Consider the following 15,486-nt stretch of genomic DNA (forward strand, 5'->3'; position numbering starts at 1 on the left):
ATAGGGCTTCCTCCATTTGCAGGTAGATAGTGCCGCTTTTTCGGCATCTGTCAGATTAACCTGTACTGCCCAAGCATTTCCTGAATGGTTTCTGTTGAATTGAACATCATGACATCCAGGATGGATAATCCCGGAATAAAATCATGGTTGAATTGTTCGTAGACCGGCAATTCGGGCATCAGGAACAAGAGTTCCACTCCCCTTTTGCCGAATTCCTTCCTGTTGTACAGTTTTTGGCCACCGGGCAAATTGATATACCGGCTCGCTTCCATGGCATTGCAAATTTCGTACAGCCGCTCTTTTCCGCCAAGCCCTTTTGCAGACTGAATATCGGACGACGTGATAATTTCTGTATCAATACCCAGGCGTTCACAAACTCTATCGAACGAAAATCTGATAAACCGGTAGAGATTATTTTCATTACAGCCGAAGATCTCCCGAATAAACGGAAATACAGAATCAAAGCAGGGTGCTTTTCGGTAGGCATACTCAAGCCGAGACAGTATGCCTTCCCTTTTTTGCCTAAAATCAGGTGCAACTTCCCGCTCCCGTACATCAAGAAAGTCTGAGTCGGATTTAACAGGAATGGTAAAATATTGTGTTTTGCCATCAATCAGGAATCTGTTTCTGTTGAACCAGGATTGCTTTGAGTATTGAACATCATCGTAGATCACAAAGCGTTCTGCAGCCTGCACCAGCTGAAAATAGCCCAGGTAAGGCAGGAAGTATGGCTGCATTACGGCAAGGCGGGTCATACGCTGCGAAGGGTTTTTTCAATGATGGCCACGATCAGATCCTGATTCTCCTTTGTGAGTGTATGATAGAGCGGAAGGCAAAGGATACGGCTTGCAATATCTTCTGAAACAGGAGCCGGGGCGTCAGAAACGTAGTCAAGCGTATTAAGACTCGGATAAAAATATCTTCTTGGTGATATGCCTGCACTCTCCAGTGTATTCTGAACCTTAAGCAGCTGCATTTCATTCTCAAAAAGTATCGGATAGTAAGCCGGTATCACGTAAGAATCCCGGAAAATTTTTTGGAAGCCTACATCTTGCACCGGATCCAGTACATGGCTGTAATAGCTGCACTGATTGCGGCGTATCTCCATTACTTCGTCAATATAGCGCAGATTGCACAAACCCATTGCAGCGTGCATTTCAGAATTCTTTCCATTAATACCCACTCCGCTGAATTTACCGAATCCGTCATGACCAAAATTTCGCATCAGCTCAATTCGGGCAGCCATCTCCGGGTTGTTTGTAAATATGGCGCCCCCTTCCACGGTTTGAAAAATCTTCGTAGCGTGGAAGCTGGTTACGCTCAGGTCCCCCCTTGCAAAAATCGATGTGCCTTTAAAGGTAGTTCCAAAGCAGTGAGCAGCGTCATAAATCACCTTCAGGCCATGTCTGTCAGAAATATCCTCAATGGTTTCAACATCACACGGATTTCCAAATACGTGCGTTGCAATGATTCCGGTAGTTAAAGGTGTGATGCTTTCCTCAATCTTATTCGCATCAACATTCAGCGTTTCCGCATCAATATCCACGAACACCGGCCTGCAATTCTCCCAAACAATGCTGCTTGTGGTTGCTACGTATGAAAACGGCGTTGTAATGATCTCGCCTTCCAGTTCAAGAGCCTGCATGGCTATCTGAAGTGCTATGGTCCCGTTGCTTACCAGCAATACATGATCGATTTCAAATCGATCAGCGAGTTTTTGTTCAAGCTCACGAACCAGTGGACCGTCATTTGTCAGCCTGTTTCTATCCCAGATGCTTTTTAAATGCTCTACATACTCCTCCAGTGGCGGCAGAAATGGTTCCGTAACTTGTATGGTATTTTTTTTCATTGAAGCCATTTAAAGAGCTCTATTGGCAAATGTAAGGGTGTATCCTGGTTTAGTCAGTTTAACGTCTGCTGTTTTGATTATTTGCGGAAGCATCTTTTTAAATGCTTACATTTTTATCCCTGGGTTGAACTTGCAACCTGCCGCTGTTTCATTTGTTTGCAGTGTAAGATATCAACTGCATTTACCGGCGACCGGCAAGTTGTCAGGCTAAGTCAGCCAGGTCCCGGCACACTTTTTCGGTTAGTCCGTAGTTCCCGGATAAACCAAGCAGGGAAAGATCAAGCCATTTTTCTCTGCCCCTGATATCATGAATACGATAAGGATACGTCTATGCCCCGATTGTTTCAAATTGAGATCAGACGATTGCAAACCCCACCAAGGGATGATCAAAATTGAAGTGAGAGAGTGAAAACCGCACCCTGTGCCACCCCCAGCGTATTCCACTGCATATCCACCCAAAGCGGCTCGCCCCTTCCCAGCATGGCATCATACACCAGCTCCTTTGTTGCACCCACTAAAAGAGTAAGAAGTGCCGCCTTCCACTTCGACTCCAGGACCATGTAGCTGCCCATATAGGTGATGGTACTCAGCATGTAATGGCTCTTTTTATAGTTCTCCATGTCAGCCCGAATCACCAGGATCGTGGGCGAAAGCGTAGCAAGTTGCGCGGCCTCCCTGAGCTGGGCCTGCGAGGCTGAACTGAGGCCCAGTAGCATAATAATGGTTAAGAGGGTTTTTTTCATTGCATATGATTTGATTGACCGGTGACGGGTGACCGTAGACCGGTTTTATATTTTCACCGCAGAGGCGCGGAGAGCGCAAAGATTTTGATAATTTTATCGCGCTACATTAACACGTAAACACAATTACACTTTAACACTTTTCCTTACCTCTTCGAGGTCCGATTCTACCATCTCCTTAACCAGGGCTTCGAAGTCGTAATCAAAATCCCAGCCCAGCTTCTCTTTTGCCTTGGCGGGGTCGCCGATAAGCAGATCCACTTCGGTTGGGCGGAAATATTGCGGATCCACCTCCACAATCACCTTGCCAGTGGCTTTGTTGATTCCTTTTTCGTCCACGCCCTCGCCTTTCCACTCAATCTCGATGCCTGCGTGTTTGAAAGCCAAATCGCACATCTTACGGACGGTGTGAGTCTCACCGGTAGCCAATACAAAATCATCCGGCTCTTCCTGCTGCATCATCAGCCACATGCCCTTCACATAGTCTTTGGCATGACCCCAGTCGCGCTTGGCGTTCAGGTTGCCCAGGAACAGTTTCTCCTGCTGACCCTCCGCTATTCGCGCGGCCGCGCGGGTAATTTTCCGCGTTACAAACGTCTCTCCTCTGCGAGGAGATTCATGGTTAAACAGAATCCCGTTTACAGCGTAGATATCATAGGCTTCCCGGTAGTTCACAACGATCCAGAAGGCGTACAGTTTGGCCACACCATACGGAGAGCGCGGGTAAAACGGAGTCGTTTCGCTCTGCGGCACCTCCTGCACCTTTCCGTACAGTTCAGATGTGGATGCCTGGTAAAATTTGGTCTTTTTCTCCATGCCCAGCAGACGGATCGCCTCCAGCATCCGCATCGCGCCGAGGCCGTCCACGTCGGCCGTGTACTCCGGCGAATCGAATGAAACCTGCACATGGCTCTGCGCGGCCAGGTTATAAATTTCGTCCGGCTGCGTCTCCTGGATCAGTCTGATCAGGTTCGTGGCATCGGTCATATCGCCATAATGCATATAAAACGGCCGCCCGTTAAAATGCGGATCGGTATACATATGATCTACCCGCCCCGTGTTGAACGAGCTCGACCGCCGCTTGATCCCGTGAACGATATATCCCTTTTCAAGTAATAATTCAGCCAGGTAGGAGCCGTCCTGACCTGTGATTCCGGTTATTAATGCTGTTTTTTGCTTATTTGATGTCACGATAAAATGCTAAGGTTATTATTTTTTCGAAAATTATTGTCCGTACTGATGGGTAGAACTGTAGAGGGTTTTTGGGCATATTCACTTCTAATTCGACACAGCTCAACTAAATTTTTATTCCAAACATTTATTGAATCCCAATCACTTAATTCTACAGTTATACCTCCTCTACGATTATTCCCTACAAATCCAGATCCTTTAAATTCTTTCCCCGTTTGTAGTGATGCTTGTAAAGAGAATTTAGTTTGTTAATAATTACATCAAGTTTTTGCCGGATTTCAACATACACCGCTTCTGTAATGTATTCAAGATCAAAACTTGTAACAGTGTGGTCGATTATTTCCAGTGCGCTTGAGTAAGCTATGTTTGTAAAATAGGCTTTATCCTTATCACTGGCCCTCCCTGCACCCTCAGCTAAATTTGCTGTAATGCTAGCGGCACTTCTTCGAATTTGAGAAGTCAAGCCAAATATCTCTTCCCTGGGAAAATCTTGAGTAATCTTATATAACAACTTCTTTAAAGTTCTTGCTTCCTGCCAAACTTCCAGCTTTTCAAAACTGTATGTATAAAATCTCTTATCCATTTCAACTCCCCCTATTTTTTAATTAACCCTCAATCAACAACCCCCCTTCTCTACAGCTCAACGATTCTACAGTTCTACCTCCTCTACAATTCTACCCCTTACAATTTCACTTCCTTGATGTCTTCGATATTGTCCAAAAACCATTGGTACGTAGATCGAATACCCTCCTTGAGATCGATGCTGTAGGTCCAGCCGGCTTCTTTCATGCGGGAGACGTCCATCAGTTTGCGGGGGGTGCCGTCGGGTTTGGTGGAGTCCCAGACGATTTCGCCTTTGTGTCCTGTGATATTCTGAATAGTTTCGGCCAGCTGTCTGATGGTGATGTCTTTACCGGTTCCCACGTTGTACAGATCGTGCTCCATTTTGTGGGTCAGGGTAAACAGAACAGCGGAGGCCACATCATCGACATGCAGGAACTCGCGCATGGGTGAGCCGCTTCCCCAGAGGGTTACCGGACTGTGGCCCGCCTCTTTTGCGTCATGAAATTTGCGGATCATGGCGGGCAGTACATGGGATGTTTCCAGGTCAAAATTGTCATGGGGCCCATAAAGGTTTGTGGGCATGAGAGAGACATAATCATGATTGTACTGCTCACGCAGCGCCTCAACCATCTTCACACCCGTGATTTTGGCTATGGCGTACCACTGGTTGGTTGGCTCAAGCGGTCCGGTTAGCAGGCTCTCTTCATTCAGCGGTTGCTCCGCCAGCTTGGGATAGATGCAGGAGCTGCCCAGGAAGATCAGTTTCTGTACATCGTTCTCATGCGCCGCCGCGATGATGTTGTTCTGGATCTGCAGATTCTCATAGAGAAACTGCCAGGGATAGTCGCGATTGGCAAGGATCCCCCCTACGCGCGCGGCGGCATCGATGACAACATCGGGCTTTTCGGTTTCAAAAAATTCCCGGACAGCGTGCTGATTCCGCAGGTCCAGTTCGGAGCTGGTTCTGTAGATCAGTTTCTGGAACCCTTCAGATTCCAGTCTTCGTTTGATGGCGGATCCGACCATTCCCCTGTGGCCGGCGATGTAGATTTTATTGGATTCTTGCAACAAACTATTGATAATCAGTTAATTTCTTCCTTAAATGAAAGCGATCCCGGATTGCTACTCCGTTAGCCTCTCAATGAGCAGAAAAGTAGTGGTCACAACCGTTAAAATGGGCGCAATAACACCCACGTAGTCACCAATGGCCGGTCTTCTTCTGACCTGCAGGGTAACCACATCATTATTTTGCAGATCAAACTCCCAGAGTTCAGGTGGCTCCGGATCATGATAGCGATATCGAAAAAAAGCCACTTCAACCATTTTTCTTTCATTATTGAACCGGGAGACTTTCACTTCAATCTGTAATTTAGCCCAGTCAATAGAAGCTTCACGGTCTCTTAATTCCGAAAAACCGAAGCTGTATGATATAAGCTCCGGCAGATTGGTTCCTTCAGGTACCAGGTAGCGGCCTCCGCTATTTACGTCTCCCCATACGTTGATAGAGTCCACCAACTGCCCGAATTCTGCTACCCGGATATAGCGATCACTGATGTTTTCCGGTAACTGTGCAGACAGCTGGGTCGTCAAGCCAATAAACATCATAAAGAGTATGGCAATTCTATATCGTCTCATCATGTCATGATATCTTTTATTGCAAAATGTGGTAATGAGCTGGTTAATTTGCTTGCGCGGGTTTTATATTATGTTCATAACATGAAATTCACTCACTCAATACAGATGTAGTGTTTTCTACAAAAACATGTACTAATCTTCAATATATGCCTCATAATTGCTATATACCGATTTGTAGTAGCCGGAACCATAGTGAGTTCCAGCTTCATACTTGTGATTGAATGCATTGAGTACAATGCCGCCAACCTGTGCGTCAATTCGCTCCAGTTCCTCAAGTGTTTTCAGCAGAACTCCCCTGTTGGTTTTACGAAATCTTGTCACCACAATAGTCGACTCAACCGTCTTTAATAGTGCCGTGGAATCACTGATAATACCAAACGGCGGTGTGTCACAGATAATCACATCGAACAGTTCTTTCATTTTGTCCATGAATGCCCTGAACTCCCTGTTATTCACCACGCTCTCCGGCGACGGGTTGTTTTTCCCTGCGGTAACTACTTTCAGGTGACTGTTATCTGTGCTTTTAAACAGTTTTACCAACGGAGTTTTTCCGTTAAGATACTCCGTAATACCTTCCTCATTATCCAGGCCAAAATAGCTATGCAGGTTCGACCTTCTGAAGTCCGTATCAATGACAAGTGTTTTATAACCCTCGTCAGCAAACGCGATACCCAGGTTTGCAGCAACGGTAGTCTTTCCATCGCCTTTTTCAGCACTGGTTATAGCAATAGTTTTCGGGGGAACATGTCCGTATTGGTAGATAAGGTTATTCTTCAGTCGGCGAACAGACTCCGACACAACATGCCCTTTATCCCGCATCAAAACCAGCTCATTTGGAATTTTACTCTGCTTAGTTTTGAATTCTTTTTTCTTTTTCTCCGGAACTTTATCAAGAACGGGTACTGCAGAGAGCAGTGAAATCGGCAGCTGTTTCACCATATCCATGCTGTTTACCGAGTTGTCCATAAAATCCCTGATTAGAAGCAGGCCTGTAGCAACCACTCCCCCCATCATCAAGCCAATGATTGCCATAAGTATTTTATTCGGACTCACTGGTGAACCGGGAACCAGGGCCGTATCTAGAATCTGACCAAATCCAAATTGAGACTGTTTCAGAACCGACATGTCTGCGTACTGCCTCGAAACGTTCAAATATAATTCTTCATTGATCCGCACATCCCTCTGCAGTCGGGATAACTCAATCATTCCGTCCGGAAGGGAATCAAAACGGGAGTCAATTTCCTCACGCCGTTCGGCCAGCGCGTCTCTTCTCGATTCATACTGATTCCGTTCAATTCGAAGCTCTACAAGATCACTTTGTATACTTGAAACAAGTTCCGCACGATCGGCTGAATCCAGACCCATGAATTCATCATCCTCCGTAAAAAGCTGGGCAGATAGTTCACGGATTTCGCTTTTCAGACGGGCAATTTGTTCATCCAGAAAGATCATTCTGTCGGGCAGCGGATCACGATTCAGTACACCTGGATTTCTTGAGATGATCAGTGTCCGTTCCGATTCATACAGTGCCAGCTGTTCTTGCGAATTTCGTATTCGAGGCCCAATTGCCTCGGTAAACTGCTCGGAAAGCCCAGGCTGAATACGGTCAAGCTGCCTTTCCAGATTCGATATCGCCTGGTTAACCGTCTGAATCTCCACATTCAGCTGCTGCAGTTCTGTTTCGAGGGCTACCTGCTCATTTACAATTCCGGAGGCTTGTTCATCCACCATGACAATGCCGGTCCGGTCCATGTATTCTCTCAATCTTGCTTCTGAACGCTCCAAGCTCTCTTCAACGCGCTCCATCTCATTCTCCAGAAATTGCGCCGTAGATTCGGCCGCCCGGCGATTTTGAAGCGTGGAGCGCTCTACATAAATATTCATGGCAGTATTTACTACAAGTGCGGTCTCCTGTGGGGAAGAACTGCTGAATGATAGTTCAACAACTTCTGAGTCTTCCTCCGGCACGAGCGCTGATAATCCCCGGCGGATTCGGTTTGTGACAGCTGCTTCGGAAGCGCGGCTTACAACCCCCTCTTCATCAATATTCCATAAAACAGGAAACTCGTCCGCATTACCTGGATTCTCCTCGATAATATCCTGGGCTACCAGCCTTGCAAATTCTCTCGATTGCAGTACCTGAAGTTCATTTGCAAGCGTCGAACCTGTCCTAACTCCGGTTGCCTGGGATATAATATTGGAAAGCTCCTCATCAGCCCCCCCACCCGTATTTATCAAAATTGTTCCTGAGCTTTGATAGGTAGGCGTGATGGTGCCTGCAATAAACCAACCCGCAGAAGCGCCTGCCAACAATAGCAGAAGAATCAGCCACTTGTGCCTGAATAGAATATTGATGATCTTCTTTGGGTCCAGCGTCTCTGTGGCTGAGCTATTCATATTCCGATTGACAGAATATGTATCCACGTATTCAAACCGGCTGTTTTTATTGCTCCCGTTCCCTGATTGTATAATGTTTGACATCCTCTATCGCCTCTTCATTTTCTATCTGGATGTTTATGATATTCAAACCGCGATTCTGTTTCTAATAGAAGACAGATTTTTCTCACGAATTGCAATGATACCCCAAAGTCATTAGAAAAAACAGTATGGCCTTCAGAATTAGCAATTCTTAATACGTATGAGTACTACAATCTAATAAGAACGCACATACACACTGTTCAATCGATCATTATGTTTATTTAACTGTTTCTGAGCCCACTGTTTGATAATTTTCAGTAAATCAACCGTTACCCTTTCATTAAGAGTGAAAAATTAATCACATATCATCATGACAACATTTGCAAAACATCCCTCAGCTCTAATACACCTCACGTTGACATTTGTTTTGATTTTATTCCTTACAAGCTGCTCTGAAATAATTGATGGCTCTCAAATTGATAACTCACTTGAAAATATAGAAGAGGTCTCACTTATTGATGGAGCTGATAATATAACCGTTACTGTCAATAAAGGCGAAGAAAGCTACTTTATTCTGGATATTCAGAATATTTCGGGTCAGTTTTATCATCTGGGTGAGGCCCGTTTAGGCTGGTGTATTGACTGGCAAACTCCTATTGATTCAAACGGTGGGGTTTACCCGGGAGTAAAAGCCTATTCAACCCTTGGCGTTCAATCGTGGAGCAGGATCAACTACATTTTAAACCATATTGGAGAACTACGCACTTTATTCACGGATGCATCCTACAGGGAAATCCAGCTTGTTATCTGGTCACTGCGCGGAAATCCGGAATTCAATCTTGACGAGGTTAATCTGGAAGATCTTCCACCGGAGTTCCGAGAAAACGGCAATCCACTTTTTAGCCGGGATCTTGTCAGGGATATTCTAAATTACGTTGACGAGAAGCATTCAAAATGGAGTTACAGTGAAGGCGACTACTATGCTGTAATCCTTGAGACTCCTGCAGATGTACAGACATTAATCACGGTTGTACAATAGTAAAGCCAAAGCAGGAATGTAACACAAATCGTATCTTTATCTCCCCGTTTATCATCCAAAAATTTACCGGGGAGATACATCTCTGCAGTTCCATTAGAGACAATTAATTTGGCTGCACCGGTTAATTGTATACTTTTTTGAAGTAACCTTTCTTCTATTAATGGCTTTGGGAATAGAGGTACACTTCATCATTAGTACAAATCTAACAACGTTAATCTTACACGGGAGATAATAATGCTATCCAGGGGTAAACTAATACTGCTATTTCTGTCCTTTTCACTGCTCGCCTTCGCTGCTTGCGATGTGACCTCCGAAAAGGCTCTTGATGAATCACTTGAACCGGTACCTAAAGTATCTGCCATAAAAGGTGCAGATAATGCTTCCATACGGGTAAACAACGGTACTACAAGTAATTTTTCTGTTGACATTCAAAATGTCGAATGGAACACACTGATTTCAAATGGCGAACGCGAAGCGTATTGCATTGCATGGAAAGATCCGATCAGCAGGAATAATGCCATCTACGAAGGTGTTGGCGTCTATTCCACCGACGGGGATGAGCAATTTGCAAATATTAACCGCCTATTCTCCATGAAGAATGAGCTTATGAAAAATGATCCTGAACTGACATGGCGTGAAATTCAGGTTGCAGTCTGGATTCTCGTACCATTTCAGGATTTCGACATGAATATGCCTGCAAGTGAACTGCCCGAGGAAGTGAGAAGCAACGGTCAGCCCAATTTCAACAAAGAAAAGGTACAGGATATCGTTGATGCGGTTCTAAGCAGGAGTGCTGCCAAAACAACTTCCTTTAGCGGCATGGCCAGCAGCACAACTGATGATGATTACGAAAAAACCATGTGTGTAATCGGCACCAATGAAGATACTCAAACTCTGATTGTACCCTGTGATGAAACTGCATTCGCTTACGGTGGCACCAAAGAGGCTGACTTTAACGGTCTTGCAGGTGATACAGAGGATGGCGTATCCCTGGATCCCTATGCCCACTGCTTCCCTGATGACGAAGAAATCGAAGATACACGCTGGGGCTGGACAAACGGTGCACTTGGCGAAGGCACCTATACATTCCCACTCTATGCAGGAGCTGGTAAATGCAATCTTTCTAAAGGACAGTATTCAGGTGACGTCGAAATTGTATATGAGGGCTCAACAGTTAAAGTCACTTTTACTGCAGCTCCTGGAGTCACCTTCTACCAGGAAGATGGGGAGTCTGAAACACATCTATATGTGGGTAATGTGAAAATGCCCGCTTCCGGAGCCGCTCCCGGTAAATATCCGAATAATGACGATGTTGTTTCATCTTCTGATACCGAGGTAGTTTATGAAGTGACCGGCGTATCCGGTGACATATATGTCGTTGCTCATGCTGTGATGGCTGGTTATGAAGTACCTGAAGTAGAGTAAGTACTTCATTCATTTATCTGCGTAAGGCGTTGATTGTATAGATCAACGCCTTTTTTATTTATTCGAAATAAACACGTCTGAAATGCTGTCTCAAGTTTGCATCGAACTGTATTTTTTTCCACCACCAGATTTTCTCTGATCTTTGTGCCAGTCAAAATTGTTTTCACACAATTCAAATGTAGATCAAGATTAAGCTTCGTGCTTTGAATGGGTAATGCATTACGTAATCAACGAAGAGTTTCATCCTTTTTTGATCGGTAAGATTTTTTCCTTTTTTATCACTTCTTCCAAATAATTAAGCCCAACCCGGAAAGCTGTTTTGATGGTAGTCTCTGTCTGATTTCATCGAAAGCCACTGACCATGTACAATTGACAATTACTTTTTTAAGGTTTGCTTCTTATAAACGCCCGGAAAAATTCAGCCATTCTTCAGATTTCAAATCCTTTTTTTCGTAAATGAATCCAATACCTGTAAAATATTTATTAGAGACTATTAATTTAGCGCATTCAAAAATTTTTTAATATTTGATATTACTGCTTTTCCGCAAAAGTCACAGATGTATAATGAGAAAAGAGTTTGATCGAACCAATAACAAAAACTATTAATGGGATACTATAATGCTTTACAGGGGTATACTTGCACTATTAGTTCTTGCTTTTACGATTATCACATTTGTAGCATGTGATGTGACATCAGAAAAAGCACTTGATGAATCACTTGAACCTGTTCCTAATGTTACCGCAATAGAAGGAGCAGAAAATGCATCCGTACGGGTAAACAATGGCACTACCAGCAATTTCACTGTCGACATACAAAATGTTGAATGGAATACGCTGATTTCAAATGGTGAGCGTGAAGCTTACTGTATTGCGTGGAAAGACCCAATCAGCAGAAACGATGCTATTTATGAAGAGGTGGGTGTCTATTCAACAGAAGATGATGAAAAGTTTGCAGATATAAATCGCTTATTTTCAATAAAAAATGAACTCATGAACAATGATCCTGAGCTGACCTGGCGCGAAATCCAGGTGGCAATTTGGGTTCTTGCTCCATTCCAGGATTTTGACATGAATATGCCGGTTAGTGAACTGCCTGAAGAAGTCAGAAGCAATGGACAGGCTAATTTTGACAAAGAAAAGGTGCAGTTTATCGTGGATGCTGTTTTAAATAGAAGTTCAGCTAAAACTGTTGAGGGATTTGACGGATCCGCAGACTTTTGGTCATTCAAAAAGAAAAAAACCATGTGTGTAATAGGTACGGATAAAGACACACAATCACTTATTACCCCATGTGATGAAACAGCATTCGCATACGGTGGTAATCATGATGCCGATTATGCCGGTATTGCGGGCATTCCGGGATTGGATGGTTATGCCAACTGTTTCCCTGAAAGCCCGTTTCGCGCTCCGGCAAGATGGGGATGGACAAACGGTAAACTTGAGGAAGGCGAGTATGAATTTCCGCTGTATGCAGGTGCTGGATTGTGCAATCTTTCAAAAGGACAGTATTCGGGTGATGTTAAGATCGATTATAATGATGGAAAAGCGTCCGTAACATTCACAGCTTCAGATGGCACATCTTTTCTTGAAACTCATTTACATGTGAGCAATCACCCGCTACCAAGGTTAAGAAATGGCAGAATTACTCTCGCTCCGGGCCAATATGCAAGCAATGATGATGTTGTTTCAATCACTGAAACAGAAGTTATTTATGAAGTGAACGGACTAGATGGTGATGTTTACGTTATTGCACATGCTGTTATGTCTGGTTATCTATCGGATTGATCGCTTAATCTCTCAACCAATTTCAAATTTTAACTGGGCGTTGATGAAATATTCAGCGCCCTTTTTTTGTTTCCGGTTCTCACAGTGCCAATACTTTATACAACTATCTGGACAGGTTCTTTCCCATTGGAATCTAGTACTCAGAATGTCGACTTCTGTACCTGATTCGAGATTCATTTTTACATCACGACATTTTCGTTTGTAATGAAAACCTGACTTCTTTACCGAAGCGCTCGCCGCATATTTGCGGCGCCCTCTGCGTTTATACTAGCTCCAGCCCTTTACTCTGATCATAATTACTGGCAAAACCCTCGAAAAGTATGAGGAAAAACCACTGCTAATTAAACCTGCATCACATCATCAGCTCTTCATCCACAAAGGGTTGGTGAGGCTTCAGGCTTCCGTTTTGCATAAGGGCCTGGATGTGTCCCACAATTCGTTCCGCGGCCTTGCCGTCCCATTTTTCGGGGATGGATCCTGATTTCCAGCTGCCCGACATCAGTTTTTGGAGAGCTGGTTTTACCGAGTCAGGGTTGGTACCGATCAGCTCATTGGTTCCCTGGGTAATGGTTTCGGGGCGCTCGGTATTGTCACGAAGGGTCAGGCAGGGGATTCCCATTACCGTTGTCTCTTCCGTAATTCCTCCTGAATCGGTGATGACAGCGCGAGAATACTTCACCAGCCAGATAAACTGCAGATAGCCCAGAGGATCGGTATAAATCAGGTTCGGATGGGAAATGCCCAGGCCGTCCAGGATTTTCCGGGTTCGGGGATGTACCGGAAAGATAATCTTTTCATCCTCTGCACCCTCCACGATGTTTTCGACCAGATCTTTCAGCTTGCGCTCTTCATCCACATTGGCGGGACGGTGGAGGGTCATAACAAAGTAGCTGCCTTCTGAAAGATTCTGCTCATCCACAACGCCCGGCTTTTCCAGTCTTTCCAGGTTTCCTAGAAGCGTATCGATCATAGTATTTCCGACAAAGAAAATTTGTTCATCGCTTACTCCTTCATTCCTCAGGTTTTTATTGGCCACTTCGGATGTGGTAAAAAAGAAATCGGTAATGCTGTCCGTCGCCACACGGTTAATCTCCTCGGGCATGGTCCAGTCGCGCGAGCGGATACCGCCCTCTACATGGGCTATCTTCACTCCCATCTTCTTCGCGGTAATGGAGCATGCCATAGTGGAGGTTACATCGCCCACAACCATGCAGAGATCGGATTTCCGGTCCATGAGTACCTCTTCGTAGCGGGTCATGATGCGGCCGGTCTGTTCGGCCTGGGTACCGGAGCCCGATTCCAGGTTCATATGCGGTTCGGGGATGCCGAGCTGTTCAAAGAACGCGCCGCTCATGTTTCGGTCGTAGTGCTGACCTGTATGTATGAGCCGGTATTCAAGAAAGTGTTCAGATCCTTTCGCCTCTCCTGATTCTTTATTGGCTTTTTCGATAGCTTTAATGATCGGGGCTATTTTCATAAAGTTCGGCCTCGCCCCTGCGATGATATCTATCAGCATGTTATTCGTCAGTCAGTTTATATATTAGATTGACAACAAAATACCACATGATTCCGAGCGGTTAAAACGGATTTGTGTTAGAACTGATTAAGGTGTTGATCTAAGAGGTTTATTGTAATGAATATGTGTACGAATAATCAAATTGCATCATGCGTGCATTTGTATGTTGGGACAAGTATCTATCCACTCGTTCTTCCATAAACCGTGAAACAACTAATAACGATGGGTGTTTTAGTTATAATCAATACTCGCAGGACACGATAAGGTTAATCACTTGCATGCTTTTCCAATAATCCCCTCGAATTCATTACGGACGTTGTTCAAAATCGAGCCTCGGGGTTGAAAATATGATCCTCGCATAAACCGGCGCTTCGCACCGGGCTAATAAGATTCAACAATTCCGGTGTTACAACCAGGGCGCATGCACAAGGCTTCAAGCTAAGGAGTTGATAAAAGCGAAAACCTCCTTATTCCGAAAACTTCTTACATCACTCATGGCTCATCGTCCATCACATATCTTTCTCTCCGCCTGCAGATCATCCGGTGATCATCAGATTCCGGAGTGAAGCTACCGGAGGATCGGTTCGGGAACTCTATATAGTCTATAAATCAGGATCTATCCACTTGTAACGGCGGTGAACGCAGGGGTTTCGCAGAGGACGCGGTGAGTGGGTTACGGATTTATTTCACACAGCGAAAACAGCGCCTTCTCCGCGCTCCCGGCGGTTAACAAACCACTGAGTCCCATATATTGGCAATATCGGTTCTCAACCGAGAATCTTTTCTCTAAATCTGTAAGGAACTCAAGATTCCCCGTTCATACTAATAGCATGTGTTTAATCATAAGGGAGAGAAACAGTGATGCATGAAAATCAAATAGGGGATATTGTGATCCAATCCGCTTTATCCGTTCATAATCTGTTAGGCCCAGGGTTGCTTGAATCCACCTATCAGGCATGCCTGGATTACGAACTTAAACAGGCCGGTCTTGATGTGATTCGCGAGGCATCCCTGCCGGTGGTTTATAAGGATGTACACCTGCCGTGCGGATACAGAATTGATTTGTGGGTGAACCGAAAAGTAATCATTGAGATAAAAGCGGTGGATGCACTGAATGATATTCACCTTGCGCAGGTGCTCACGTACCTGAAGCTGACAGAGAACAAACTGGGGTATCTGCTAAATTTTAATGTCAAACTTCTCAAGCAAGGTATCCGGAGGGTGGTGAATGGGTTATAGGTATTTGCCAATTGGCTAAAATGTTGGCAACAATCAAAGTCTACCCGGTTTTACCGCAGCGTACGCTGAGTTGGCGCAGAGAGCG

At 44.8% G+C, this 15,486-nt stretch carries 13 protein-coding genes; 4 read left to right on the plus strand and 9 right to left on the minus strand.

Annotated features, from left to right (window positions below; translation table 11 throughout):
* Window positions 1–50: 50 nt before the first annotated feature.
* From DDZ15_RS02075 to DDZ15_RS02110, 8 genes are all read right to left on the minus strand, one after another.
* Window positions 51–755, minus strand: a complete 705-nt coding sequence (locus DDZ15_RS02075; RefSeq protein ID WP_109644343.1) for a WbqC family protein — start codon at window positions 753–755, stop codon at window positions 51–53.
* Complete coding sequence (locus DDZ15_RS02080) at window positions 752–1,858, minus strand: DegT/DnrJ/EryC1/StrS family aminotransferase (RefSeq protein ID WP_242978850.1); 1,107 nt, start codon at window positions 1,856–1,858, stop codon at window positions 752–754. Before DDZ15_RS02080 ends, DDZ15_RS02075 begins: the two co-directional genes overlap by 4 nt.
* Window positions 1,859–2,235: 377 nt before the next feature.
* Window positions 2,236–2,592 (minus strand): hypothetical protein, encoded by a 357-nt coding sequence (locus tag DDZ15_RS02085; RefSeq protein ID WP_109644344.1) that lies wholly within the window; start codon window positions 2,590–2,592, stop codon window positions 2,236–2,238.
* Between the two features lie 123 nt (window positions 2,593–2,715).
* Window positions 2,716–3,780: a GDP-mannose 4,6-dehydratase gene (gene gmd / locus DDZ15_RS02090; protein WP_199222854.1), complete on the minus strand. Its 1,065-nt coding sequence runs from the start codon at window positions 3,778–3,780 to the stop codon at window positions 2,716–2,718.
* Window positions 3,781–3,961: 181 nt separating this feature from the next.
* Entirely contained in the window at window positions 3,962–4,363 is a 402-nt protein-coding gene (locus DDZ15_RS02095; protein ID WP_109644349.1) for a four helix bundle protein, read from the minus strand.
* 98 nt (window positions 4,364–4,461) lie between these two features.
* Window positions 4,462–5,412, minus strand: coding sequence for a GDP-L-fucose synthase family protein (locus tag DDZ15_RS02100; protein ID WP_109644351.1), 951 nt, complete (start codon window positions 5,410–5,412; stop codon window positions 4,462–4,464).
* A gap of 54 nt (window positions 5,413–5,466) precedes the next feature.
* Window positions 5,467–5,982, minus strand: coding sequence for a hypothetical protein (locus tag DDZ15_RS02105; protein WP_109644353.1), 516 nt, complete (start codon window positions 5,980–5,982; stop codon window positions 5,467–5,469).
* A 129-nt stretch (window positions 5,983–6,111) separates the two neighbouring features.
* Window positions 6,112–8,376 (minus strand): GumC family protein, encoded by a 2,265-nt coding sequence (locus DDZ15_RS02110; protein ID WP_158278596.1) that lies wholly within the window; start codon window positions 8,374–8,376, stop codon window positions 6,112–6,114.
* A 391-nt stretch (window positions 8,377–8,767) separates the two neighbouring features.
* Here DDZ15_RS02110 and DDZ15_RS02115 point away from each other — a divergent pair, with 391 nt between their 5' ends.
* The 3 genes from DDZ15_RS02115 (at window position 8,768) to DDZ15_RS02125 (ending at window position 12,646) form a co-directional block, all read left to right on the plus strand.
* On the plus strand, window positions 8,768–9,436 hold the full coding sequence (locus DDZ15_RS02115) for a hypothetical protein (protein ID WP_109644356.1): 669 nt from the start codon (window positions 8,768–8,770) through the stop codon (window positions 9,434–9,436).
* Window positions 9,437–9,670: 234 nt separating this feature from the next.
* Window positions 9,671–10,861 carry a hypothetical protein gene (locus tag DDZ15_RS02120; protein WP_109644358.1) on the plus strand — a complete coding sequence of 397 codons (1,191 nt, stop codon included), beginning with the start codon at window positions 9,671–9,673 and terminating at the stop codon, window positions 10,859–10,861.
* A gap of 618 nt (window positions 10,862–11,479) precedes the next feature.
* Window positions 11,480–12,646 carry a hypothetical protein gene (locus tag DDZ15_RS02125; RefSeq protein ID WP_109644360.1) on the plus strand — a complete coding sequence of 389 codons (1,167 nt, stop codon included), beginning with the start codon at window positions 11,480–11,482 and terminating at the stop codon, window positions 12,644–12,646.
* A 352-nt stretch (window positions 12,647–12,998) separates the two neighbouring features.
* Here DDZ15_RS02125 and wecB read toward each other — a convergent pair whose 3' ends face one another.
* On the minus strand, window positions 12,999–14,162 hold the full coding sequence (wecB, locus tag DDZ15_RS02130) for a non-hydrolyzing UDP-N-acetylglucosamine 2-epimerase (RefSeq protein ID WP_109644363.1): 1,164 nt from the start codon (window positions 14,160–14,162) through the stop codon (window positions 12,999–13,001).
* Between the two features lie 861 nt (window positions 14,163–15,023).
* Here wecB and DDZ15_RS02135 point away from each other — a divergent pair.
* Entirely contained in the window at window positions 15,024–15,401 is a 378-nt protein-coding gene (locus DDZ15_RS02135; RefSeq protein ID WP_109644365.1) for a GxxExxY protein, read from the plus strand.
* Window positions 15,402–15,486: the final 85 nt, after the last annotated feature.

The sequence above is a fragment of the Rhodohalobacter mucosus genome (genome assembly GCF_003150675.1).
Taxonomy (GTDB): Bacteria; Bacteroidota; Rhodothermia; order Balneolales; family Balneolaceae; genus Rhodohalobacter; species Rhodohalobacter mucosus.